This window comes from Streptomyces sp. NBC_00038 (assembly GCF_026343635.1).
In the GTDB taxonomy this organism is placed as follows: Bacteria; Actinomycetota; Actinomycetes; order Streptomycetales; family Streptomycetaceae; genus Streptomyces.
The window spans coordinates 2,306,674-2,331,053 of record NZ_JAPELQ010000001.1 but is presented as its reverse complement, the minus strand read 5'-3'; the positions used below and the strand labels follow the sequence as shown (position 1 = coordinate 2,331,053).

19 protein-coding genes are annotated in these 24,380 nt (G+C 70.6%); 5 read left to right on the top strand and 14 right to left on the bottom strand.

The features are described from left to right. Window positions 1-2 precede the first annotated feature (2 nt). On the bottom strand, window positions 3-521 hold the full coding sequence (locus tag OG219_RS10785; RefSeq protein WP_266825286.1) for a DUF402 domain-containing protein: 519 nt from the start codon (window positions 519-521) through the stop codon (window positions 3-5). Continuing rightward, complete coding sequence (locus OG219_RS10780; protein ID WP_266825284.1) at window positions 502-1,431, bottom strand: GNAT family N-acetyltransferase; 930 nt, start codon at window positions 1,429-1,431, stop codon at window positions 502-504. The genes OG219_RS10785 and OG219_RS10780 overlap by 20 nt, the downstream gene beginning before the upstream one ends. A gap of 71 nt (window positions 1,432-1,502) precedes the next feature. Here OG219_RS10780 and OG219_RS10775 point away from each other — a divergent pair, with 71 nt between their 5' ends. Then, window positions 1,503-1,871, top strand: coding sequence for a GntR family transcriptional regulator (locus OG219_RS10775; RefSeq protein ID WP_266825282.1), 369 nt, complete (start codon window positions 1,503-1,505; stop codon window positions 1,869-1,871). 162 nt (window positions 1,872-2,033) lie between these two features. Here OG219_RS10775 and OG219_RS10770 read toward each other — a convergent pair whose 3' ends face one another. After that, window positions 2,034-3,128, bottom strand: a complete 1,095-nt coding sequence (locus OG219_RS10770; RefSeq protein WP_266825280.1) for a DUF5925 domain-containing protein — start codon at window positions 3,126-3,128, stop codon at window positions 2,034-2,036. A gap of 217 nt (window positions 3,129-3,345) precedes the next feature. Between OG219_RS10770 and OG219_RS10765 the strand changes: the two genes are divergently transcribed. Continuing rightward, the gene (locus OG219_RS10765) at window positions 3,346-4,761 is read left to right on the top strand and encodes a xylan 1,4-beta-xylosidase (RefSeq protein ID WP_266825278.1); all 1,416 of its coding nucleotides are present in this window, start codon (window positions 3,346-3,348) and stop codon (window positions 4,759-4,761) included. 33 nt (window positions 4,762-4,794) lie between these two features. Here the strand turns inward: OG219_RS10765 and OG219_RS10760 are convergent, their stop codons facing one another. From OG219_RS10760 to OG219_RS10730, 7 genes are all read right to left on the bottom strand, one after another. Next, entirely contained in the window at window positions 4,795-8,637 is a 3,843-nt protein-coding gene (locus OG219_RS10760) for a lipopolysaccharide biosynthesis protein (protein ID WP_266825276.1), read from the bottom strand. Continuing rightward, a complete protein-coding gene (locus OG219_RS10755) occupies window positions 8,630-9,427 on the bottom strand; it encodes a polysaccharide deacetylase family protein (protein WP_266825274.1) in 798 nt (265 codons plus the stop codon). The genes OG219_RS10760 and OG219_RS10755 overlap by 8 nt, the downstream gene beginning before the upstream one ends. After that, window positions 9,424-10,449: a glycosyltransferase family 2 protein gene (locus OG219_RS10750; RefSeq protein WP_266825272.1), complete on the bottom strand. Its 1,026-nt coding sequence runs from the start codon at window positions 10,447-10,449 to the stop codon at window positions 9,424-9,426. Before OG219_RS10750 ends, OG219_RS10755 begins: the two co-directional genes overlap by 4 nt. Further along, a complete protein-coding gene (locus OG219_RS10745) occupies window positions 10,446-11,264 on the bottom strand; it encodes a glycosyltransferase family 2 protein (RefSeq protein ID WP_266825270.1) in 819 nt (272 codons plus the stop codon). The genes OG219_RS10750 and OG219_RS10745 overlap by 4 nt, the downstream gene beginning before the upstream one ends. 372 nt (window positions 11,265-11,636) lie before the next feature. Beyond that, entirely contained in the window at window positions 11,637-12,731 is a 1,095-nt protein-coding gene (locus OG219_RS10740) for a GNAT family N-acetyltransferase (protein ID WP_266836056.1), read from the bottom strand. Between the two features lies 1 nt (window position 12,732). After that, the gene (locus OG219_RS10735) at window positions 12,733-13,161 is read right to left on the bottom strand and encodes a hypothetical protein (protein ID WP_266825268.1); all 429 of its coding nucleotides are present in this window, start codon (window positions 13,159-13,161) and stop codon (window positions 12,733-12,735) included. Between the two features lie 176 nt (window positions 13,162-13,337). Continuing rightward, on the bottom strand, window positions 13,338-14,546 hold the full coding sequence (locus tag OG219_RS10730; protein WP_266825266.1) for a S8 family peptidase: 1,209 nt from the start codon (window positions 14,544-14,546) through the stop codon (window positions 13,338-13,340). A 309-nt stretch (window positions 14,547-14,855) separates the two neighbouring features. Between OG219_RS10730 and OG219_RS10725 the strand changes: the two genes are divergently transcribed. Continuing rightward, window positions 14,856-15,665: an SGNH/GDSL hydrolase family protein gene (locus tag OG219_RS10725; RefSeq protein ID WP_266825264.1), complete on the top strand. Its 810-nt coding sequence runs from the start codon at window positions 14,856-14,858 to the stop codon at window positions 15,663-15,665. A gap of 36 nt (window positions 15,666-15,701) precedes the next feature. On the opposite strand, the gene OG219_RS10720 is transcribed toward OG219_RS10725, so the two are convergent. The 4 genes from OG219_RS10720 to OG219_RS10705 form a co-directional block, all read right to left on the bottom strand. Further along, window positions 15,702-17,333 (bottom strand): serine/threonine-protein kinase, encoded by a 1,632-nt coding sequence (locus OG219_RS10720; protein ID WP_266825262.1) that lies wholly within the window; start codon window positions 17,331-17,333, stop codon window positions 15,702-15,704. Between the two features lie 57 nt (window positions 17,334-17,390). Beyond that, a complete protein-coding gene (locus tag OG219_RS10715) occupies window positions 17,391-19,121 on the bottom strand; it encodes a sulfite exporter TauE/SafE family protein (RefSeq protein WP_266825260.1) in 1,731 nt (576 codons plus the stop codon). Continuing rightward, complete coding sequence (locus OG219_RS10710; protein WP_266825258.1) at window positions 19,118-20,977, bottom strand: lipopolysaccharide assembly protein LapB; 1,860 nt, start codon at window positions 20,975-20,977, stop codon at window positions 19,118-19,120. Before OG219_RS10710 ends, OG219_RS10715 begins: the two co-directional genes overlap by 4 nt. Window positions 20,978-21,152: 175 nt before the next feature. Beyond that, on the bottom strand, window positions 21,153-22,685 hold the full coding sequence (locus tag OG219_RS10705; RefSeq protein ID WP_266825256.1) for a DUF4331 domain-containing protein: 1,533 nt from the start codon (window positions 22,683-22,685) through the stop codon (window positions 21,153-21,155). Between the two features lie 273 nt (window positions 22,686-22,958). On the opposite strand from OG219_RS10705, the gene OG219_RS10700 reads away from it, so the two are divergent. Both OG219_RS10700 and OG219_RS10695 read left to right on the top strand, forming a co-directional pair. Further along, window positions 22,959-23,501, top strand: a complete 543-nt coding sequence (locus tag OG219_RS10700; protein WP_266466700.1) for a sigma-70 family RNA polymerase sigma factor — start codon at window positions 22,959-22,961, stop codon at window positions 23,499-23,501. Beyond that, window positions 23,498-24,286, top strand: a complete 789-nt coding sequence (locus OG219_RS10695) for an anti-sigma factor (RefSeq protein WP_266825254.1) — start codon at window positions 23,498-23,500, stop codon at window positions 24,284-24,286. The genes OG219_RS10700 and OG219_RS10695 overlap by 4 nt, the downstream gene beginning before the upstream one ends. Window positions 24,287-24,380: the final 94 nt, after the last annotated feature.

The window sequence follows — 24,380 nt, the reverse complement described above, 5'->3', positions numbered from 1 at the left end:
TTCTAGGTCAGCAGGTCCTCGAAGTCACCCTTCCGGGCGAGGAGTTCGAGTTCGTCCAAGGCGTTCTCGGCGGCGGTCGCGGCCGCCGGATCCGTGGTCTTCAGGCCGCTCGCGGCGAACTCGTCCTCGTCCAGGCGGAGTACGGCCGTGCCGTCGGCGGAGCGCCACAGGTCCAGGTCGAGATCCTCGACGACCAGCTCGACCGCGGCACCCCTGGAGGTGCCGGAGACGACGGCCGGGCGGGTGATGTCGCAGTACCAGCCCTTCAGTACGCCCTCGGCGTCGCGGACCTCCTTCACCGCGTACCAGCGGTCCCGCCAGTAGTACTCGGTGAAGACATCGCCCGCCTCGAAGCGTACGAAGCCGAAGTCGCGGACGCCCTCGCCCGCCCACGGCGCCCGTACGGTGACGCGGTTGCCGTCGTCGGCGAGCAGCTCGGCGGGGTAACGGATCTTCGTACGGCCCGCCTTGACGAGGACGATCTCCAACCGGGGGAGGGAATCAGCCGAGTTCGCGGACATAGCGCACCTCCGTCGCGCAGATCTCGTAGCCGAACCACTTGTTGATCGCGATCATCGGTCCGTTGCCGCTGTCGTTGCCCGTGAACGCCTCCGTGAAGCCGGCGGCGCGGGCGCGGCGCAGGGAGTCGTTCTTGGCGAGTTTGGCGAGGCCGCGGCCGCGGTGGGCGCGGGCGGTGCCCGTCATGACCGTGCCGTAGCGGGTGCCGCCGTCCGTGCGGGCCGCGCTGAACGCGGCGGGGCGGCCGTCGACGACCGCGACCGAGGTCAGCTCCGCGCTGAAGAGGGGGTGGTTCCAGGTCTCCTGGAGCCAGGCCTCGTAGTTCGTGAACTCGTAGTCGACGTCGCTGGGTTCGTCCGCCGTCGTCTCCGCGTCCAGGTCGAACAGGGGGCGCGGATCGGCGGCGTAGTCGGAGGCCCTGCGGAGTTCGACGCCCGGGGGGAGGGCCTCACGGGGTGGCAGGACGCCGTTCGCCAGGTCCAGGCGGAGGAAGTGCGCGGAGCGGCTCGCGCGGTAGCCGTGCTTCTCGGCGAAGGCGCGGTTGGCGGGGGAGTCCAGGACCCAGGCGAAGAGCTTCGTGGCGCCCATTGCCGTCAGGTGCTCCTCGGCCGCGCGGACCAGGAGCGAGCCCGCGCCCCGGCGTGTGCTGTCCGGAGCGACATACACGTTGAGATAGCCCTGGTCGGCCTCCGGGCTGTCGTGCACGATGCCGACGTTGGCCGTGCCGATCGCTTCGCCGTCCTGCTCGGCGAGCAAAGGCCGGTAGTGGGCGTCGGGGTGAGCGTGGGTGGCGTCGTAAGCGACGGAATCGGGGGTGTGCAGCATGAAGGGGAGGGCGAGGTGGCGGACTCGGGCGAAGCCCTCGGCGTCCCGCCGGTCGTCGGGTCGGACGTCACGAACGATCACTGTCATGAAGACGCACGCTACGCGTGGGCTGTGTACGGGTGCCTCTCATTTTCCGCCGGGTGCGGGACAATCGGCCCGTGACGCTGAAGATCCACATTGATGAGGGGGCCGCGCCCTACGAGCAGGTGCGCGCCCAGATCTCCGAGCAGGCCCGGTCCGGGGCGCTTCCGGTCGGCTACCGGCTGCCCACCGTGCGGGGGTTGGCCGAGTCGCTCGGCCTCGCCGCGAACACGGTCGCCAAGGCGTACCGGGCGCTGGAGGCGGACGGGGTGATCGAGACGCGGGGCCGCAACGGGACGGTCGTGGCCGCCGCGGGCTCGGCCGCCGAGCGCGAGGCGGCGACGGCGGCGCAGGCCTACGCCGAGCGCGTACGCCGCCTGGGCCTCACGGAGTCCGCCGCGCTGGACGCGGCGCGCGATGCCCTGCGGGCGGCGTACGGGGGGTAGGGGCGCCTGGACGCCGGGGGCGCTTGGGAGTCGTATACGCGGATGGGGCGCCCAGGGCCCAGACGGTCCCCGCCGGGCCGGATCGGCTGCGAAGGGTCCGGCACCGCCGAAGACCGCCGTCGTGGCCGATCGCCGTCCCGGCGGGGTTCGACTGGCCGCCCCCTACAGATACAGCCCCGCGTCCGCCCCCTCCCGCGGATCCGGTACCTGCGTCGGAGAAGTTCCCCGGCGGAGCGCGTACAGCTCCGCCAGGGTCGCGCCCTCGCGGGAGACGCCCTCTTCGGTGCCGAGCCAGTTCACGGCCTCGCGGCGGGTCAGCGGGCCGACCTCGATACGGGCGAGGCAGCGGCCGGGGCGGACGACGGCCGGGTGGAGGCGCTCCAGGTCCTCGTTGGTGGTGACGCCGACGAGGACGTTGCGGCCCTGGCCGAGCAGGCCGTCCGTGAGGTTGAGCAGGCGTGACAGGGCCTGGCCCGCCGTGTGCTTGGCCTCGCCGCGGATCAGCTCGTCGCAGTCCTCGAGGAGGAGCAGCCGCCAGCGGCTCTTCCCCGTGCCGTCCTCCTCGCCGATCGCGATGTCCATCAGATATCCGACGTCGGAGAAGAGCCGCTCGGGGTCCAGGACGCAGTCCACCTGGCACCAGTCGCGCCAGGAGCGCGCGAGGGTGCGCAGGGCCGAGGTCTTGCCCGTCCCGGGCGGGCCGTGCAGCAGGAGCAGCCGGCCCGCGATGTCCTCCGGGGTCGTCTTCATCAGGGTGTCCATCGCGTCCGCGACCGGCGTGGTGTAGTTCGGCCGCACCTCGTCCCAGGTGCCGGCCGAGATCTGGCGTGTGGTGCGGTGCGGGCCGCGGCGCGGGGACACGTACCAGAACCCCATCGTCACGTTCTCCGGCTGGGGTTCGGGCTCGTCGGCCGCGCCGTCCGTGGCCTGGTCGAGGACCTTCTCGGCCAGCTCCGTACTGGTCGCGGTGACGGTGACGTCGGCGCCGCGGTTCCAGCGGGAGACGAGCAGGGTCCAGCCGTCGCCCTCGGCGAGTGTCGCGCTGCGGTCGTCGTCGCGGGCGGAGCGCAGCACGCGGGCGCCCGGCGGGAGCAGCGTCGCCCCGGACCGTACGCGGTCGATGTTGACGGCGTGCGAGTGAGGCTGCTCGCCCGTCGCGAAGCGGCCGAGGAACAGCGCGTCGATGACGTCCGACGGTGAGTCGCTGTCATCGACGTTGAGCCTGATCGGCAGAGCGTCGTGTGGGTTGGCAGACATGCCGCCATGATCCGTCACCAAGGGAACCCGTGCACTCGATTTCCGCGGCCTGGTCCCAGTTGTCCTTCGTGCGGGGCCCCAGCTCAACCGGCTTTCGGCCTGGTGTCCGAGAGGCGCCCGCGAGGCGGCCGGTGTCGCAGCCGTCGCGGAACGGGGCGGAGCCGCGACCATCCGGAACCTGTTCCCCCGCCGACCCCCGCCGTTACTGTTGCCCTTGATGGGACGTCATGGGTGGAATTCGGCAACTCGGCGGTGGCGGCTCACCGCGGTGCTCGGCGTGGGAGCGGTCGCGCTGGCCCTGCTGGTGACCCTGCTCAACACCCTGCCCGGGGACGGCGCGGGCACCGAGGGCACGACCCGCGACGGGGACAAGGTGCACGGCACGCCCGCCGCCCCGGCCGGGGCGGCGGAGCCGGAGGTCGGCTGGGGCTTCACACACACCCAGTTCAGCGCCGACGAGGGCCCCGCCGCGGCCACCGGGCGCGTGGAGGGGCTGCTCTCGAAGCAGCCGCTGCCGCAGATCCAGCACATCATGGGCTGGGGGGCCGGTAACCCCGAGCCGTCCAAGGGGCGTTACGACTTCGTCGAGATGGACCGCCGTGTCGACTTCATGCGTGCGTCGGGCGGCACCCCGGTCGTCACCCTGTGCTGCTCCCCGGACTGGATGAAGGGCGGCGAGTCCGGCGACACCGACTGGAGCGAGGCCGCTCTGGAGACCGCTCCGGACCCCGCGCACTACGACGACTTCGCCGCGCTCGCCGTGACCGTCGCCAAGCGCTATCCGGACGTACGCCACTTCATCGTCTGGAACGAGTTCAAGGGTTTCTGGAACGACTCGAAGGCCCGCTGGGACTACGAGGGCTACACCGAGCTCTACAACCTGGTCTACAAGGCGTTGAAGAAGGTGGACGAGGACATCATGGTCGGCGGGCCGTATCTCGTCATGGACAGTCTCGACCCGCGTCAGACGCATGACGCATCGCCGACCGTGAAGGGCTCCTGGGGCACCATGGACCAGCGTGTCCTCGACGCCTTCGACTACTGGAACAAGCACAAGGCGGGCGCGGACTTCGTCGTCGTCGACGGGTCCAGCTACACCAACGACGACGAGCTGCTGCCCGACGAGTTCGCGGCCACCGACAAGTTCACGGCCGTCGGCGAGTGGGTGCGGGAGCGGACGGGCGACCTGCCGCTGTGGTGGGCCGAGTACTACGTCGAACCGGCCGACGGCGACGACGAGCGCGAGGGCTGGTCCGAGACCCGCCGTGTCGCCGTCCAGGCCGCCGGTCTGATCGCGATGGCCCGCGGCGGCGCCACCTCCGGCTTCTACTGGAACCCGGAGAACGAGAAGGGCCCCGACTGCGCGGGCTGCCTGTGGACGCCGACGGACAGCGCGGACGGCGGTGAGGCCCTGCCGATGCTCGACCTCGTCTCGCGGTTCGGCAGGGAGTTCCCGCCGGGGACGGCGTACGAGACGGTGTCCGTCGCAGCCGCCGACGTGCCCCGCGTCCGTGTCCTCGCCACCGACAGGACGGTCCTCGTCGTCAACACGCTGGACCGGTCGATCAGCGCCAAGGTCGACGGGAAGCAGCTCGAGTTGGGCGCGTACGGCGTGAAGTGGCTTGAACGCTGAGCCACTTCACCCTCGTATCCGCTGGGCACACGTCTACTTCATCGTCAGGAACCGCTGCACCAGCGAAGCCAGCAGCACCGCGAGCAGCGGCAGCGAGAACCAGAAGCTGCTCTGCAGCCACCGCAGTTGCCGCACACTGGGCCGGACCGCGACCCGTACGGCTTCCCTCGCCGTCAGCAGCACGATGAGCGCGACGGCCGCGAGACCCCCCACGACCGACCACGGCGTCCACGTCACCTGAGGCCCGATCGGCCCCGGATCGGCCTTCGGGATCTCGCCCTCGGGCTGCTTGCGCAGTGCGTACATCGTGACGTCGTCGTTGACGAAGACCTTCTTCAGTTCCTGTCGTTCGTCGAGGTTCTTGAGGAGCCGGGTCTGCCAGGTCGGTGAATAGCCCACGTCCAGCTGGAGGTAGACCACCTGACTGCGGTTGATCATCAGGTACGAGTTCAGGCCCGCGTCCTTGAGCGCCTTGACCAGGCCCGACACCAGGACCGGATCGACGGGCGCAAGGGTGGGCAGGTACTCCACCTTCTCCATGTCCCGCGCGCCCCACGGAATCGAGGGCGTGACGTTCTCGACGGTGTCGTTGCTCATCCACAGCAGCCGTACTGTCGGATCGTCGTGCGCGTACACGTAGTCCATGGCGGCGACTTCGCCGGGCCTGATCCGCTCGAAGGGCTCGTTGCCCCAGCGGGCCACCAGGAAGCCGCCCATGAGGACCAGGCCCGCCATCAGGGCGGCGAGCGGTGCGAGGCTCACGCGGTCCCTGTCCCGTTCCTTCGCGGTGACGCCGGTGCGCGGGAAGAGGGCGAGTGCGGCGAGCATGGCCGCGCCCGGGAGGGCGAACATGAAGACGCGCAGGGCCATTTCGCCGCCGTACGACTGCATGCCGAAGCCCAGGAACGGCACGAAGGTGAGGACGAGCAGCGAGCGCTCGCGGTACTTGTTCTCGCGGCGGCGCCACCAGCCGTAGCAGGCGAGGGTCATCACGCCGGCGGCGAGCAGCACGCGAGTGTAGAGGACGAGTTTGTGGGTCGAACTGCCGCCCTCGATACGCCCGGAGACCGACGAGGACACATTGCCGCCCACGCCGCCGACCCCGCCGAACAGCTCGTTGAAGTGCCCCGACCAGTAGGGCTCGGCCATGAAGCCGACCCAGACGGCGACCAGTACGGCGAACAGGATGGGCAGGCCGCGCAGTTCGGAGCGGCCGACGAGGACGAGGACCGCGAGGACGCCCAGCATCACGAACGGGGTGAGCTGGTGGGCCGGTACGGTCGCCGCGAACAGGCCGATCAACACCATGAGCAGCACGGCCTGTTGGCGCCGGTTCGTCGGCTCGACCTCGGCCTCGCCGGGCCGCCTCTTCGTCCAGAGGACGCGCGGTGCCCGGAACCAGACGAGGAGGATCGCCACGAAGGCGAGGTACAGCAGATACGTGAAGCCCTGCGGGGAGAAGTAGTCCTGGCCGACCCAGCCGCTGAGTACGAAGATCCAGATGCCGGTCCACTTGGCGCGCCAGCTCGCCCGCATCGAGCGTACGAGCAGGAACATCGGTGCCAGGTAGAGGAGTTGCATGGCCAGCGGCCACCAGCGGATCACTTCGGTGAGGTCCCTGACCCCGCAGGCCTTCGCGACGAACGCGGCCGCCGCGAAGAAGCCCGGCCAGCTCCAGCGGGCGTCCAGGTCGGGTACGGCGGATCCGGTGCGGTCGATGTAGTCCAGGAATCCCAGGTGCTGCCAGGCCGTCGCGAACCGCGGCTCGGTCTCGATCACCGCCGGGAGCGCGTGCAGCGAGACCACGGTGGCGAGCAGGGTGACGAGGAGGAGCCCCTTGTGTTCGCGGGCCATCCAGAGCAGTGAGGCGAAGACCGTGATCAGGAGGGCGGCGCCGACGAGGGTCGGCAGGGGCAGCACGGAGATCAGGCCGAGCCCGCCCATGCGGTCCAGGGCACTGTCGTCGAGGGTGAGTGCGGGGACCCAGTAGAGGAGCAGAGCGGAGATCAGCATGCAACCGAGGACCACCCCCGGTTTGGTCGGGTGGCGTAGCAGCTCGCGCGGGGACGGGGGTGGGTCGTCCGTGCTGTCCGCCGACTGCGGGCTCGTCGTGGCTGGTCGCGCCCACGAGGCGGAGCCGCCGGATGTCACGCCCCGCGCACCTGGAGGGGCGCTGTCCGCGCCCTCCGCCTCGAAGGGGGCGTCTATCTCCGGAGCCTCCGACGGGCCCAGCGACGCCTCCGAACCCGGCTCCCGTGCCTCCACGGGCAGCCCGACCACCGACGGCTTCGTTCCCTGCGCCCAGGTCGGCCGGTGAACGGGCCGCACCGCCGGTGAGCCGGTGGGTGGCGTCCCCGGTCCCGGCCGCACGTCCGGCCGGCGCTCCAGGTGGTCGAAGTCGACATGGAGGCCCAGGGTGAGGGTGTCTGCGTCCAGCGCCCACGCGGGCCCGCGCTTCGACGTGGGCACCTCGCGCGCCCCCAGGTCGGCGAGGTCCCCGTCCGGTGCCGCGCCCGCGGGCACCTCGGCGGGCGCGGTCCGCAGGATCCTGTACAGCCGGGGCGCGGAGATCGTCACGATCACGGCGAGGCTGGCGACCTCCGCGACGCCCGCGCCGGTCAGCCCCATCCGGGGGAGGAGGATCACCGTCAGACCGAGCACCAGGGCGCACAACAGGCCCTGGAGCCAGGCGAGTCCGGCCGTGCGGCTCTGGGCGCGCAGGACCGCGAAGTACGTCTCCATGACGACCCGCAGCAGCCCGCCGATGGCGAACCAGCGCAGCAGCGGTGTCGCCGCGTCCGCGTACCCCTGGCCGAAGACACGCAGGATGAACGGCGCGCCGAGGAACAGCAGCGCGCCCACCGGCAGCATGATCCGCGCCATCCGCTTGAGCGCGGCCCGGGTGTTCGAGGCCAGCCGTGCCGGATCGTGCGAGCCCTCGACGGTGAGTGAGGCGCCCATGTTGATGGCGAGCAGGTTGACCGTGCCGCCGATGGTCGCGGTGATGTAGAAGTACGCGTTGTCGGCGGAGCTGACCTGAGAGGCCACGATCACCGGGACGAGGTAGACCACGGCGAGGGAGAACAGCGAGCCGGTGTAGTCGCCCGCGAGGAAGCGCCCGATCTCCTTGATCGAGGGGGCTTCGGTGTCCTCCTTGGTCGCCTTCACCTGGCGGGGGACCAGGCGCCGGAAGACCAGCCAGCCGAGCGGCACGGCGGACATGGCGATCGCCGCGACCCACGACACGAAGACGCCCGTCGCGGGGATCGCGGAGGCCAGGGCGACCAGCAGCACCAGCTTCACCGCGGAGAACACGGTGTTGCCGACCGGCACCCACAGCGCGCTGCGCAGGCCGGTCAGCACCCCGTCCTGGAGCGTCAGCAGCGACCAGGCGACGACCGCGAGGACGAAGCCGAGGCCGGGCAGCGGTCCGTGCAGGAACCGGTACGAGGGTCCCCAGACGCTCAGGGTGAGCAGGAAGACGACGGCGGCCGCCGCCACGACCACCGAACTGCCCGCGTACGTACGGAAGATGAGGCGCCCGGTGGCGCGGCCCGCGACCGGGATGAAGCGCGCCAGGGCGCCCGTCAGCGTCACCGCGGTGAGTCCGGCGAGGAGCTTCATCGCGGCGATCGCGGCGGAACCCTGGCCGACCGCGGTCTCGGAGTAGTAGCGGGCGGCGACCAGCCAGTAGCCGAGCCCGAGCACCGCGGAGATACCGGTGTTGAGCATCAGGGCGTAGGCGTTGCGGAACAGCTGGTTTCCTCCGCTCCCGCCCTTGCCCCGGCCGGGCAGGCGGAGTCGGCGGCCCGTGCGCCGTGCGGGCGCCTCGGCGGTGGGCGATGAAGCGTCGGTGGTGGTCGTCGTGTCAGACACGGGAACTGATGGCCTTCCGGCGGACCTGTCGTGCTCTTCGGACCATGGCGTACCCCTTGGTGAGGGCGCGGTCCCTGGCGAAGTTGAGGGCGATCGCGCGGCCTTCGACCAGCCGCTCGAACTCCTCGATACCGGTGCTGCGGCGCACCGTGACGCGCTGCAGGGCGTACGGCCCCTGGCGGCGGCGCGCCAGAGCGTTGCCGACGGCGAGCGCCTGGGCGAAGCCCGCCGCACGCACCGCATGGCGCACCCGGCGGCTGGAGTAGCCGTACGGGTACGCGAACGAGGCGGGGCCTGCGCCCAGTTCGTCGGCGATGATCTCCCTGCAGCGCAGCACCTCGAACCGGAGCGCGTCCTCGGCGAGCTGGTCCATCTGCGGGTGCGTATGACTGTGCCCGCCGATCTCGACCTGTTCGGCGGCGAGTTCGCGCACCTGGTCCCAGTCCAGCATGGTGTCGAGGCTGCCCCCGGTGTCGTACGCGCCCCTGATCCACCCCGTCGAGACGAACAGCGTGGCCGCGAAGCCGTGCTTGGCGAGCACGGGCAGCCCGTGCCGGTGCACGCCCTCGTAGCCGTCGTCGAAGGTGACGAGGACCGGCCGCTCAGGCAGCGGTCCGCCCTCGCGCCAACTCGCCGCAAGGCGCGCCGTGCTGACCGGGGTGAACCCCTGCTCGTAGAGCAGCGCCATCTGCTCGGCGAAGGCGTCGGGTGTGACGGACAGTTCGCGCGTCGCCTCGTTGGGCTGGTGCGCGATCGAGTGGTACATGAGGATCGGCACGGGTGCGTTCATGCCGCGGCCTCCTCGTCGTCGGTCGCGGTGGACGGGGGCCCTTCGATCTCCACGACGGAGAACGTGGCGCCGCCCCTGCGGGCCCGGATGCTTCCGAGTGCGTACCCGCCCGCGGCCGTCAGGACTCCGGCGACGATGGCTCCCGCGCGGCCCGCGCCGCCCGGGCGTGCCAGTACCGCGTCCCGCAGTCCGCGGGCGACTCCGGCGGGCAGCACCCGGGTGGTGTAGCGGCGCTCGGACTCAAGTCCCTTGTCCGCGCCGACACTTCGGGCGACGAGGGCTTTGGAGAGGCCCTCGGCGTACGCGCGGGTGCGGAAGTACGCGAAGTGCTCGCGTACTTCCGGCACCCGGTGGTGGATGACCGCCCGGTCGTCGATCAGGAGGATCGCGTCCGGTCTGGCGCGGGTGAGGCGGATGCACAGCTCCGTCTCCTCGCAGCCCAGCGGGCGTTTGTCGCCGTCGCGGCCGATGCCGGTCGCGAAGCCCCCGGCCGCGTCGAACGCCGTACGGCGGAACGAGGCGTTGCCGCCGAGGACGTTGCGGACCTGGACCCGGCCCGGGGGCAGACCCCGGTACGTGCAGCCCACCACCCAGTCGAACTCCTCGGGGAACCAGGCGGGCCGGCGTCCCGACGCCCAGATCGGCATCGTGCGGCCGCCGACGGCCATGACCCGCGGATCCGCGTAACCCGACGCGAAGTACCGCAGCCAGTCCCGCTCGGCGACGGCGTCGTCGTCGAGGAAGGCGATGATCCCGCCGCGCGCGGCGGCGATGCCGGTGTTGCGGCCCGCGGACAGGCCGCGGGGGCCCGCGTTGGCGAGCACCCGCACCCCGTCGGTCTCCTTGTACTCCCTGGTCAGCCGCTCCAGGAGGGCGGCGTTGTGGTCCACGACGAGGAGCGTTTCCAGCGCGGGCAGGGACTGCGCCCCTACCGAGGAGACCGCCGCGAGGATGTCCTCCCAGCGGTCCTCGGTGTAGACGCAGACGACCACCGAGATACGCGCGATGTCATGCTCGCTCAAGACACCTCTCCCCGGCCCGAGTTGAGCTGAGCGGCGTGCGGCCTGCGGCGCAGCGCACGCCGGTTGGAACGCTCCTTGAGGATCACCTTGAGGACCCGGATCCCGTCCCGCACGGCCCGCAGATTGCTGGAGCCGTGGATGCGGAGGTACTCGTGGCTCGGGATCTCCTGGACCTTGAGACCCGCCTTGACGACCCGGATGTTCATCAGGGTCTCGACCTCGAAGCCGGTGCAGTCGAGCTCGATCTTGTCCAGGCAGTGCCGCCAGAACGCGTTGTATCCGTAGCAGAGGTCGGTGTAGCGGGCGCCGAACTTGGCGTTGACGGCCGCGCACAGCACATGGTTGCCGAGCTTGCGGATCGGTGTCATGTCGGACGTGCCGCCGCCGTTGGCGAACCGCGAGCCCTTGGCGAAGTCCGCCCCGGACACCAGTGCCGAGACGTACGACACGATCTCGTTGCCGTCGGCCGAGCCGTCCGCGTCGACCATCACGATGATGTCGCCGGTCGACGCCTCGAACCCGGTGATCAGAGCATCCCCCTTGCCCTTTCCGCGCTGCTTGACGACCTTGACGTCCGGCCACAGTTCGCGGGCCACTGCGACGGTGTCGTCGGTGGAATTGCCGTCCACAAGAACCACTTCGTGAATCCAGTCGGGAAGTGTCTTGAAGACGTACGGAAGATTGTCGGCCTCATTCATGGCCGGAATCACCACACTCACCGGTGGCGCAATGGCCAGGTGAGAGGAGATCGGCCGGTATTTGGCGGCCATGGTCGGATCTTGGCCCGAAACCGCTGGGCGCAGGACTGAGCTCATGGTTCTGGTCCCTCTCGTCCGGTGGACCGCCCGCCCCTGGGCGGTCCGGCTCTTTGTCCGGTTCGAAAGGGGGGTTCTCACTTACGGCACAACGAAATTGATCTCCGTGCTTGCCGGGTGAGCTGGCAAAGCTGCCGGCTTTCAGAAAACGCAAAAGCCGGTCGCGCGGACGACTCGGCACAAGTGGTCACCGAGCACGGCACCCCCCTACCGCGCCCCGCTCCGGGCCGTCGTCGCGATCTTGAGCCCTCCCCTAGATCGCATATGCGTTGATGGCCCGATGCGGGTGAGATGTACGACGGTATTGATGAATGAGACCGTATGGCAAGACCTGGAACGAAGGCCTCGCATTTTTGATGGTTTGACCGTTACCTAATGCCTCGAACGGATTTTGCCCATCCGCTTGAGGATCCTGTCGGCCGGCTCGAAAAGCTCCGGCCTGGCCAGCACCGCATTGCGCAGTGCCCGGACCGGGGCGCGGCGCGCCCTGTGCCCGATGGCGATCGGATGACGCCGGGTCACCCACCCTTCCGACACGGCGAGTTCCCGTGTCTTGAGGGAGTCCTTGTATTCCTTCTGGCCCCGCCCAAGATCCAGATAGGCAATTCCGTCGGCGGCGGCCGCCTCGGCCATGCGCAAATGCAGGATCAGCCCCGGTGAGTATTTCGAGAACGCCGGATCGTACGCCGGGAACCAGCAGGCCAGAACGCGTCCGGAGCGCAGCCCGAAGTGCCCGGCGACCGGCTTGCCGTCCGCGTACAGCACCGACAGGATCCCCGCGAACTGCTCGGAGCGGGTGTGGAAGAGCTGCTGCACCAGATGCGTGATCCAGGGGTGCGCGAAGCGGTCGCTGCGCCCGGTCCTGCGGTACTGCGCGGACTTCCACTCCATCAGGGTGCGCAGCGCCTCGGGGTCGCGCTCGTCGTGGACGTAGCGCACCTCGCCGGCGTCCCGGCCGAGCTTGCGCTCCTTGGCGAGCGTCGTCCTGGTGAACTTCGGTGACCGCTCGCGCAGTTGGCCCAGATACGTCTCGTACCCCTGGTCGACGTCCATGACCGGGGAGGGGAAGGTGCCGGAGGCGCCCGCCTCGAACGGCGCCTGCCCTTCCACCAGGTGGTCGAACTCCCAGACGGCGAGTCCGCAGGCGCGCAGCAGCTCGTGGGCGTCCCAGGTGAAGCCGGGACGGTGCACGACCCCCTGGCAGTCCGAGACGCCGATGCCGACGGCCCGGCCGATGCCGGTGCCGGTGCGCTGGAAGGGGAAGTACGCCACTCCCTCGCCGTTCTCCCGTACGACGGCGATCCGCACGCCGCGTCGGCAGCGGCCCACCGCGAGCGCGAACTCGGGGGACAGGAACGGGTTCGCCAGCTCGGGCGAGCCGTTCAGATGGGCCTTCGACTGCAGGGCGGTCCACGCCGCCCGGTCGGCCGCTGTCAGCTCGCCGGGACGGTACACGCTGATGCCCACGTCAGGAGGCCCGCCCGCTCGAGGCACGGCCACGCGGTCTCCGTACCAGTACCAGCAGGAGTATGAGGGTGCTGATCGCGGTGACGGCCGCGATCCCACCGGGCACCGACCACTGGTGCAGGGCCAGCATGCCCTGGGCCACCAGCATGTTGACGGTGACCCCTCCGGCGACCGAGGCCAGGACGCGGCCGAACGGTTCAAGGCCGCGCAGCGCGGCCACGATGGCGGCCGACGGCGCGGCGAGCAGGAAGAACAGCGTCAACGGCCCGCGCAGCGGTGAGTCCACGTCGGCGAACGCGAGGATCGCGCCGACGGCCCCCACGACCGTCGCGGCACCGGCGAGCAGCGGCAGCAGGTCCCTCCCCGGACCCTGCCCCGTCTCCTCCGCGATACCTGATGAAGATGTGCTGATGCGTCGTATGGTCTGCATTGGCGACTTTGCCCCCCGAAGCGCCGGATGCCGGGCTTCAATGTCGCGCAGCGTACGCGTGGCCGTCAAGATGCGGAAGCCGTTCGCGAGACACACCCCCGTCCGTAGAACAACGGTTCCCCGGAGGCGCCGGCTGCCTCCGGGGAACTGCCGTTCACATCAGGTGAGTTGGAGCCTTACGGGACGAGCTTGAGGAGCTTGTTCGGCGAGCCGGTGCCCGCGCTGGTGACCACGTTGGACGTGGCACCGTTCACCAGGGCCGTGGAGACCTGCGCCGGAGTGGCGGAGGTGTGGCTCGCGAGGTAGATCGCGGCCGCGCCCGCGACGTGCGGCGTGGCCATCGACGTACCCGAGAGCGTCGCGGTGGCGGTGTCGCTGGTGTTGTAGCCGGCGAGGATCGAGGAGCCGGGGGCGAAGATGTCCAGGACCGAGCCGTAGTTGGAGTAGCTGGCCCTGGCGTCCGTGCTGGTGGTGGCGCCGACCGTGATCGCCGTGGCGACCCGGGCGGGGGAGTACGAGGAGGCGTTGGCGTTGCTGTTGCCCGCCGCGATCGCGTAGGTCACGCCGCTCGCGATGGAGTTCGCCACGGCCGTGTCCAGCGTGGTGGAGGCGCCGCCGCCGAGTGACATGTTGGCGACCGAGGGACCGCTGTGGTTGCTGGTCACCCAGTTGATGCCCGCGATGACGCCCGCGGTGGTGCCGGAGCCGGCGTTGTCGAGCACGCGGACCGCCACGATGTTCGCCTTCTTGGCGACACCGTAGGTGGAGCCCGCGATGGTGGTGGCCACATGGGTGCCGTGGCCGTTGCCGTCCTGGGCGACGCTGTCGCCCTCGACGGCGTCGTAGCCGTAGGCGGCGCGCCCGGAGATCTGGGTGTGCGTGATGCGGACGCCGGTGTCGATGACGTACGCGGTCACGCCGGCACCCGCGGTGTCCGGGTAGGTGTACGTGGTGGAGAGCGGCAGCGCCGCCTGGTCGATGCGGTCCAGGCCCCAGGGGGCGCTGGTCTGCGTGGTGTCGGTGAGGTGGACCGTCTGGTTCTGCTCGACCGTGGCGACCGACGGGTCGGCGGCGAGTCTCGCGGCCTCCTCCGCCGAGAGGGTGGCCGTGTAGCCGTTCAGCGCGGCGCCGAACGTCTTCTTCACCGTGCCGCCGTACTCGCTGATCAGTTCCTTGCCCTCGCTCGAAGAGGCCTTGAAACCGGCCGTCTTCTTCAGCGAGATGATGTAGCTGTCCTTGATGGCCGTGGGGGAGCCGGCGGCGAGCACCGTGCCCTTGGCCGGGGCGGCCTGGGCAGGGAGCGCGGTGAATCCGCCTACAAGGGCTGCGGTCGCCACGGAGGTTATCGCGGCGATCCGGATCTTCTTGCTACGCAGTTGTGCCATTACGAGGGAGTCCTCCTCGGGCGGCGGCGCCTGGGTGGGGCGCGCGCGTGTGGGGGTGCGCGAGATCGGGCGCACAGCTCGGAGTGTCGCGTTCCACCTCGGGCCGAGGTAAAGACTCGGTGATCTCCCGGTTCGACTCAAGGGAGTTGACCCCTTGTCACGACTCTGTCATGAGCACGTAATCAAACTCATGGCGAACACACAGGGTAGTGACCGGAAAGGCCCTGAAAGTCTTGGCATGGACACTTCCTGTCAACACGCGTAGCTGGTACGAAAGTTATGGCAGAGATCCTGCTAAAGGGAGGTTCCATGAGACGTTCCCGAATTACGGCATACGTGACCTCACTCCTCCTCGCCGTCGGCATCGCCCTTACCGGGGCCCCGGCGGCGCAGGCGTCCTCAACCCTTGCGGCCACCGGCTATGTGGCCCTCGGTGACTCCTACTCCTCCGGTGTCGGCGCGGGCAGCTACATCGGCTCCAGCGGCGACTGCAAGCGCAGCACGAAGGCGTACCCCTACCTCTGGGCGGCCGCGCATTCACCCTCGTCGTTCAGCTTCACGGCTTGCTCCGGCGCTCGTACGGGTGATGTCGTCGCCAACCAGCTGACCCCCCTCAACTCCTCCACCGGCCTCGTCTCCGTCAGCATCGGCGGCAACGACGCGGGCTTCGCCGACGTCATGACGACGTGTGTGCTCCAGTCCGAGAGCTCCTGCCTCTCGCGGATCGCCACGGCGAAGGCGTACGTCGACTCGACACTCCCCGGCAAACTCGACACCGTCTACTCGGCGATCAGCGCGAAGGCCCCGTCCGCCCATGTGGTCGTCCTGGGCTACCCCCGCTTCTACAAGCTCAACGGCAGCTGCCTGACCGGCCTTTCGGAGGCCGAGCGAGCCGCGATCAACGGCGCCGCCGACTATCTGGACAGCGCGATCGCCAAGCGTGCCGCCAACCACGGCTTCACCTTCGGCGACGTCAGGGGCACCTTCACCGGCCACGAGATCTGCTCGGGCAGCGCCTGGCTGCACAGCGTGAACTGGCTGAACATCGGTGAGTCGTACCACCCGACCGCAGCGGGCCAGTCCGGCGGCTATCTGCCGGTCTTCAGCGCCGTGGCCTGACCTCGCCGTGGCCTGACCTGGTTGTGGTCTGACCCCCTAGTAGGGAGAGGCGGTAGCGGAGGCCCCGTCCGTCGGGGTCTCCGTCACGCAAGCAACCGAGAACGGCACCGAGTTGGACGTGGCGTGCACAGGACTGCGGACCTCCACGCCGATCTTGTTCTCGTACGTCCCCGACTCGTCGTACGTCGTCACGACGACCGACTTCTGCTGGGTCCTGCCGCCGTTCGCGGGGAACGACAGGGTCTTCCAGCCCGGGTCCGACACCTCGCCGGTCTCCGTCACCCAGCGGTACTGGACCTCCGCCGGTACCCGGCCGACCGTGAACGTCGCCGTGAAGGTGGGTGCTTGTGCTTCGGGAGGCGGGCAGGCGCCGGAGTAGTCGGTGTGCGCGCCGGCGACCGTCACCTGTACGGACTGGGCGGGCGGCGGCGTGGTCTTCCGGCTCTCACTGGGCGGCGGGCTGCTGGACGTCCCTGCGCCACTCGCACCCTGGTCGCTCCCGCTGTTGTCGTCCCCTGTCTCCGAACTCGCGCCGCCCGCACCGTTGTTGGTGCCGCTGCTGATGGCGGCACCCCCGCCGCCGTCCCCGTTGTCGCGGTTCAGCAGGGCGTACGTCAGTCCGGCCAGCGCGAGGGCCAGTGCCACCATCCCCGCGATCAGGACGACGGCGGCGCGGCGATTGCGGTCGGGCTCCGACGTGGTGGTGGTCGCGGGAACGGTGGCGGAAGCCGACGGGTACGGCGACGGCGGTGTCGATCCGGGGGGAGCCTGGGGGAACGCCGCGACCGTCGGCTGTTCCTGGCTCGGGGGAGGCGGGCCGAAGCCCGGGGTGGCCAGGGTGCCCCCCGCGGCGATGATCCGCAGGTCGTGCTCGGCCTGCTCGGCGGTCAGCCGCTCGGCCGGGTCCTTGGCCAGCAGCCCCTCGATGACCGGGGCGAGCGGGCCCGCGCGGTGCGGTGTCGGCAAGGGCTCGTCGACGATGGCCCGCAGGGTGCTCAGCGGAGTGTTCTGCCGGAAGGGCGAGTTGCCCTCCACCGCCGCGTACAGCAGCACCCCCAGCGACCACAGGTCCGACTCGGGACCGGGGGTGCGGCCCAACGCCCGCTCAGGAGCCAGGAACTCGGGCGAACCGATGACCTCGCCGGTCATGGTCAGCGCGGAGCTGCCCTCGACCATCGCGATACCGAAGTCCGTCAGCACGATCCGTCCGTCGTTCGACATCAGGACGTTGCCCGGCTTCACATCCCGGTGCAGCACCCCGGCCTCGTGCGCGGCACGCAGCGCGGCGAGCACCTCGGCGCCGATGTGCGCTGCCCGCTGCGGGGGGACCGGGCCCTCGGCGTCCAGCAGATCGGAGAGGGCCAGGCCCCGGATCAGCTCCATCACGATCCAGGGGCGGCCGTCCTCGGTGGCCACGTCGTACACCGTCACCACATTGCGGTTCGAGATACGGGCGGCCGCCCATGCCTCCCGCTCCAGACGCGCGTACATCCGATCGACGTCGTGCGCCGGGATCCCGGCGGGCGCCCGGACCTCCTTCACGGCGACCTCGCGCTGGAGCACCTCGTCACGGGCGCGCCACACCGTGCCCATGCCGCCTTCGCCCACGGGCGACAGCAGCCGGTAGCGCCCCGCGATCACACGCTCACTGCCCGGATCTTCGGACACGGGTGTCCCCCATTTCGTATCCGTTGCGCATCCGCGTGATTTCTCCCCAAAAGTAGCTCAGCCGAGGACGGATGCCGCCCCCCTGAACACCAATCCAGCCCCAAGGGCTACGACCACCAGCGCCGATCCCAGCGGCGCCGTCCTTCGCAGCAGGGCCACGACCGGCCCGCCGGCCAGCCGCGGGCGGCGGGCCAGCGCCCGGGTCACCCCGTCGCCCAGCTTCACGACGGCGAACCCGGCCGCCGTGAGCGTCAGCGCCAGCCCGACGCCGTACGCGAGAACGAGGAGCAAGCCGAACCACGCCTGTCCCAGCGCCGCGGCGCCCACCAGGACGACCACCGCCGAGGGACTGGGCACGAGCCCCCCGGCGAAGCCGAGCAGGATCGTGCCGCGGACGGTGGGGGCGATGGCGTGGGTGTGGGTGAAGCCGCCGTGGGTGTGTTCGAGGGGGCGGGGGGTCCGCTTGGCCTTTGGGGCCAGGGCCGGGGCCGGGGCGGGCTGGTGGGTGTGGGGCTTGTGGTGGGGGGCGGCCTCGGCGGACGCGTGGGCGTGCGCGAGGACCAGGGGGCGTTCGTGCTGCTCGGCGTGCTCGTGGTCGTGCGGGTGGTCGGGGTGCGCGTGGCCGTGGTCGTGCGCGTCACCGTGTTCATGGTCGTGCGCGTGGCCATCCGCGTGGCTGTGCGCGTGCCCGTGGTCATGGTCGTGCGTATGCCCGCCCCCGTGGGGGTGTCCGTGTCCGTGCCCAGGTGCCCGGTTGCGCCAGGCCCGGCGTACGAGCGTGGCGCCCGCCAGCGTCACCAGGAGACCGCTCGTCACACCCAGCCAGGCGATCACGGAGGGCGCCGCGGCCGAACCGGCCGTGATCAGGAGGCCGAGGGCGACCACGCCCAGGGTGTGGGTGACCGTCACCGAGGCGGCGAGCGGCAGGACGTCACGCAGGCCCGCCCGGCCACCGCGGGCCGCCGCCGTCGCGGCCATCAGGGTCTTGCCGTGGCCCGGCGCGAGCGCGTGCAGGGCGCCGAGGCCCACCGCGATGAGCAGGGCGAGGGCCGCGAAACCGATCGTCAGGTCGTGGCGGGCCACCAGGGAGTCGAGCGCCTGTGTCCAGCGGTCGGCGCCGCGTGGGAGGACCGAGTCGGCCGGCGCGTTCCGGCCGTCCTCGACCAGCGCGGGGCCACCGGCCCGCACCCGCAGCGACGCGGACGCGGTGTCGGCCGGTGACGAGAGCAGTTCCTGCGGGTACTCGGTGAGCTGCCGCGACACCGATTCCTTCGGTACGTCCGAGGCGGCGAGCGTCATCCGGTCGCCGCGCGCCGTGATCTCCCGCCAGCCCGGCCCCTTTTCTGCCCCTGCGCCCCGGAAACCGACGTCCACGGTGTCCTGTTCGGGGAGCGCGGCCGTCAACCGGCATTCCACGCGCAGGGTGTTGAGCCCCGCCTGCCCGGGCCGCACACGCGCGACGCTCGTGCCGACGGTGAGCGGGACCTCGTTCCCGCCGACGGTGACCTCGCTGTCGCGCGCGGCCGTCTCGCACCGCTCACGGGCCCAGTCCGTCATCCCCAGCTTCTTGATCTGCGGCTCGGCCTGGGTGGCCGGGATCTCCGCGAGGTCCTCGACATGGTCCACCCTCAGCTGTCCGGGGGCGACGACCAGACCGTCGTACCGATTGACCGTGAAGTTGCCGAGCGGATGCGCGCTCGCGTGTCCGGAGGGGACGAGGACGAGCGCGCAGGCGGCCGTGAGGACGGCCGCGCAGGATCCGAGCGCGCGGCGGAGTGTACGGGTCACTTGTCGGCCTCCAGCGCCTTGCGGGCCGCGGTGGCGCCCAGCGGTGAGAATCCCGGGTTGAGGTCGAGGGCCGATTTCAGGGAGGCGTCGGCCTCCTTCCCGTGGCCGGTGGCGCGCTCGATCATGCCGCGGTGGTAGAGGAAGGACGCGTTGCGGTAGCCGGTGGCCGTCGCTTCGCGGGCGTACGGCAGGGCTTCCTCGTCACGGCCGTTGACGTGCAGCGCCCACGCCAGGGCGTCCGCGGTGTGCACGGTGTGGCGGCGGGCCCACTCGGCGCGGGCCGCCTTCAGCGCGGCCTCCTTGTCACCGTGGTCGGCGGCGGCCAGGGCGGTGTCGAGGTCGGCGTTGACGCCGTTGGCACGAGCCAGCGAGACCCAGGCGTCCACCAGGGTGTACTGGTCTCGCGCCTTCTGCGCGTCACCCTCCTTGCCGCGTGCCTCGTACAACTCGCCCAGTTCCACGAGTGGTTGGGGCAGCGGATAGCGCTCCACGACCTGCTCCATGCCGGTGATCGCCGCCGCGCGGTCGCCCTGCGCCGCCTGGGTGCGGGCCCGGCCTTCCAGTGCGGGGAGATAGGTGTCGTCGGCGGCGAGCGCGCGGGCGTAGTACGTGAGCGCCGAGTCGTACTCGCCCTGGTTCCAGGCGAGTTGGCCGAGCGCGGTCGCCACGTACGTGACGTCGCCGCGGGTCGTCGCCGTGTCCAGCGCCTGCTCCAGGACGCGGCGGGCGGTCTTCACATCGCCGCGCAGCTCCTGGACGTACGCGTACCGCGTGAAGACCGGGACACCCGGGCGGCGCGAGTCGGCGGTGTCGGCCGCCTTCGACGCGTCCTCGTAGCGGCCGAGTTCGACGAGCGCGTCGATACGGGAGGCGAGGGCACGCTCGCTGTACGGGTTCTGCTTCAGCGCCTGGTCGGCGTAGTTCAGGGCGCCGGTGAAGTCGTGCCGGGCGGCGGCCAGGGCGGCACGGCCCGCGAGCGCGGGATCGTTGTCGGGGCGCAGCTTCAAAGACCGGTCGAGCGCCTGCTGAGCCTGCGGGTACCGGGAGGGATCGCCCTTCGTGCGGGCCTGCTCGATGTACGCGAGCCCGAGCGTCGACCAGCTGCCGAAGTCCCTGGGCTGGGACCGGAGATGGGCCTGCAGAGCGGTGATGCTCGCGTCGAGATCCCCGCCGGCCAGCAACTGCGGCGACACCCCGACGGGGACGGACGCGACGGTCGCCGCTCCGCCGTCGTCCCGTACGGCCCCGACCACAATGGCACCGGCGGTGAGAGCGACGGCCAACGCGGATGCGCAGAAGGCGAGTTGGGCCATGTGTCGGCGGCGGCCGGAGGCGGACAGCCGACGGACGGCGGCGACGCGCTCGTCGGTGACGGCGTCGGACACGGCGTCGGTCGTCTCGTCCGTCACCTCGGCGGCGGCCGTGTCGGTCATCTTGTCGTCTGCCCCGGTGACGGCCTTGCCGGTTGCATCGTCGCCTGGCTTGTCGACGGCCGTGTCGGTGGACTTGTCCCCTGCCGCCGTGGCGGTCCTGTCGGCCGCCGGGGCGGCCGCCCCGGTCGTGGCCTCGGCCTCGCAGGCACCCTCGTCGGTCGCCGGATCGCCTGCCCCGGTGGCGGTCTCGTCGATCGCCGGGGCGGCCGCCTCGGTCATGGCCTCGGCCTCGACTGCATCGTCGTCCGCCTCGGTCGTGGCCCCGGCCTCGCTCGCGGCCGGGCCCGGTGCCGCGGTCTCGGAACCGGTGCCGGCCCCCGTGGCACCCACGGGGCTCTCCTCGGGCATGGCCTCCGCGGCGCGGTCCGCGGGCTCGCTGCCGCGTTCGCTCTCCGGCGCGCTGTCGTTCGTACGCGGGGACATGCCCTCTCCTCAAAGTCCTTGGTGGAAACGGTCGTTGTGGGGGCGGAGCGGCGCGGCCCGCGCCGTGGGGGATGGATACGTGCGGGCCGCGCCAGTCGGTGGGCCGGGTCGACGGACCCGGCCGGGGATCGGTGCAGCCGGGTCAGTGGCCCGGCTGCGGATCCGTGAACCGGGGTCAGTAGGCCCGGTTCATCCGTCGGCGCCACCACAGGAGGCCGGTGCCGATCAGCAGGAACCCGGCCGCACCCGCCGCCGCGGAGCCCGCGATCAGCATGGTGTCGGTCCCGCCGGAGGACCCCGCGGGCTTCAGCGCGTCACCGAGCTGGCTACGCACGTCGGTCCCGCTGGTCGTGCCCTTGGCGAGTGGCCCGCGCGAACCCGAGGTCGGGTTGGCCAGGTACGGGAACGTGTGGCCGAACTTCTTGTCGTTCTTGTCGACCGCGTCGCCCAAGTCGTTCTTGGAACCGACCAGTTCACCCTCGACGACCTGCAGCGCGATGTCCAGCACGTCGTCGGTGAGCCGACGCCCGTTCGGGAAGCCCGCGGTGTCGCCGTCCAGCACACCGAGCCGCTTGGGCTTGGCCACCGGCTTGATCGAGGTGTTGAGCCGCAGTTCCTCCGCCGGGGTGACGTGGGGCGGCTGGTTGAGGCCCTCCACACCCTTCAGGAACACGTCGACGAGGTCGTTGCGCGGCTCCGTCGGTGCCGGGATCTTGTAGATCGCCTCGATGAGCTTCGGCAGCTCCGGGTTGGTCACGTTCTTCAGGAAGTCGCCGTCGTTCCAGGGCGAGGACGCGTTGAACTTGTCCTTGTCCTTGATGGGGTTGACGACCTCGTTGACCAGCGGCATACCGAGCCGGGAGACCTGCGTGAAGTGACCACTCGCGTCCTTGCGCTGAGTGGTGGACCAGATGCCGACGATCGGCTGTTCGGCCGACTCCTGGATCATGTGACTTGGCACCTGCAGGGCTATCGAGTTGACGTTGTAGCCCTTGAGGGTGTCCCGCCCGACCTCGGACAGGTTGCCGCCGTACAGCAGGTCGAAGACCCGCAGATCCAGGAAGAACGGGTCGTCCGCCTGGCCGGCGAACGTCGTCGAACCCCCCGCGAGCTCGTGGACCGCCTGGTCGCGCAGCTTGCCGTAGTCCGGCATCGACGCCTTGCCGACGTTCGACGGGGCCACCGGCACATCGTCCGCGACCTTCGTCTTCGAGATCAGCTTCTGGTTCTTCAGCCGCAGCAGATCGATGTCGTACGTCTGCGTGATGTTGAGGTCCGGGTCGTCGAGGCTGTCGACCGCACCCGTGTTGTACAGGAAGGTGTCGCCGTTCTTGACGTGCGTCTTGAACGTGTAGCGGTAGAGCAACTCGCCCTGCGCGTCACCGTTGTTGTCGATGTGGATGTCGTACTGGGCGTCCTCGGCGAACGTGAAGAAGTTCGGTCCGCCGGCCGGTTCCTCGAAGGGGATCCAGTTCGCCACGATGGTCGTCGTATCCGGTTTGTCCGGGCTCACGAACGCGTACACGTCCGTGTTGTCGTACTGCGGAGCCCCCGAGATCAACGGGGCCTCCCGGTGGCTGGAGGCGGAGGCCGCCCCCGGTACCAACACGGTCACGCCGGCGGCTGCGAGCCCCCCGGCGGCCAGCGCACCACAGACGAGGGTCGCGAGACTCCTGCGCCCCGCGCCACTCCTGAAGATAGGTGTCATGCCGTCCGTCCTCACGTCCCAATTGCCTGACGCACGCCATTCGGAGCGGTCGCCGGGGTGGATTGGTCGAATCCCAAACGTTCTTACGGCGGGTTTCACAGCTTGTTTCAGCGGAGAGCACTGTTTCTCCAGAGGTTGTCGCGGCGACAAGTCCGTTTCCCCGGCGGCGGACCCGCGTTTTCGGTTCCCTGATCCGTAACCCATCCGTGGGCGCGCTCGCTGCGAACACGTAAGTGAACGGACGGGCCGTACGCGGCCGGAGAGGGGGAACGGGTGGAGGCGGACGAACTCCTGGTGCTCGTGGCCGGAGGCAACCAGAAGGCATTCGAGGAGCTGTACGGACTGGTGTCCGGGCCGGTGTTCGGACTGGTGCGCCGCGTGGTGCGGGACCCCGCCCAGTCGGAGGAGGTGGCTCAGGAAGTGCTGCTCGAACTCTGGCGCTCCGCCGCGCGGTTCGACCCGGGGCGAGGCAGCGCCCTGTCCTGGATACTCACCCTCGCGCACCGGCGGGCCGTCGACCGGGTCCGCAGCGCCCGTGCCGCCACCGAGCGCGAGCAGCGCGAGGGACAGCGCGCCCACCACCCCGCCTTCGACCAGGTCGCCGAAGAGGTCGAGGCCGGACTCGAACGCGAGTGGGTCCGCCGCTGCCTCGACCGGCTCACCGCCCTGCAGCGCCAGTCCGTCACCCTCGCCTACTACGACGGCTACACCTACCGTGAAGTCGCCGAACGGCTTTCCCTGCCGCTCGGCACGGTCAAGACCCGCATGCGCGACGGACTGACGCGACTGCGCGACTGCCTGGGAGGTGTCGCATGAGTGTTCTCGACCGTCTGCTGCGCCGTGACCTGCACTCACTGGCCGCGCCCTACGCGCTGGACGCCCTCGAACCCGAGGAACGCCGCCGCTTCGAACGCCACCTGCGCGACTGCCCGCGCTGCTCCGCGGAGGTCCGGGCGCTCGCCGAGGACGCGATGCGCCTCGCCTGGTCCACGGCCGCGCCGGCGCCGGCGGCACTGCGGGACCGGGTGCTGACCGCCGTACGGACGACACCGCAGGAGCCGTCGCCCTTCCACGCGCCCCGCGCGCGGGGGGCTCATCAGCCCGTACGCGCGCGTGGACCCCGCTTCCGCCCGCTTCTCGCACCGCTCGCCACGGCCACGGCCGCCGCCGCGCTCGTCGTCGCCTCGCTCTTCGCCGTGCAGGCGACGCGGACCCAGGACCAACTGGACCAGGAGCGCGCCCAGGCACGTGAGATCGCCCACGTTCTCGCGGCGCCCGACGCCCGCGCGGCAGGCGACCGGGACGCTGAGGGGCGCGGTATCGGCGTGGTCGCCTCCGCGTCGGAACGGCGCGCCGTCGTGACACTCAGCGGGTACGGCACCCCCTCCGAGGGGCGCGTGCACCAGCTGTGGCTCATGCGCCCCAACGAAAATCCGCGCTCCCTCGGACTCTTCGACGGTGACACGCCCTTGGTCGCCGACGGACTGAATACGACCGCTACGTCACTCGCTGTCACGGTCGAACCCCCGGGCGGTTCCGTGCAGCCCACTACCGCACCAGTTGTCCAACTCGCCCTGGAATCGGTTGGATTCGGAGAGTAATCGTCAACACCCTTACAGGGAAGGTGAATCATGTGCCCGCGATACACGAGTGCCACGAGGGAGCGATAGGGTTAGCCTGCCCGGGCCGGGTGGA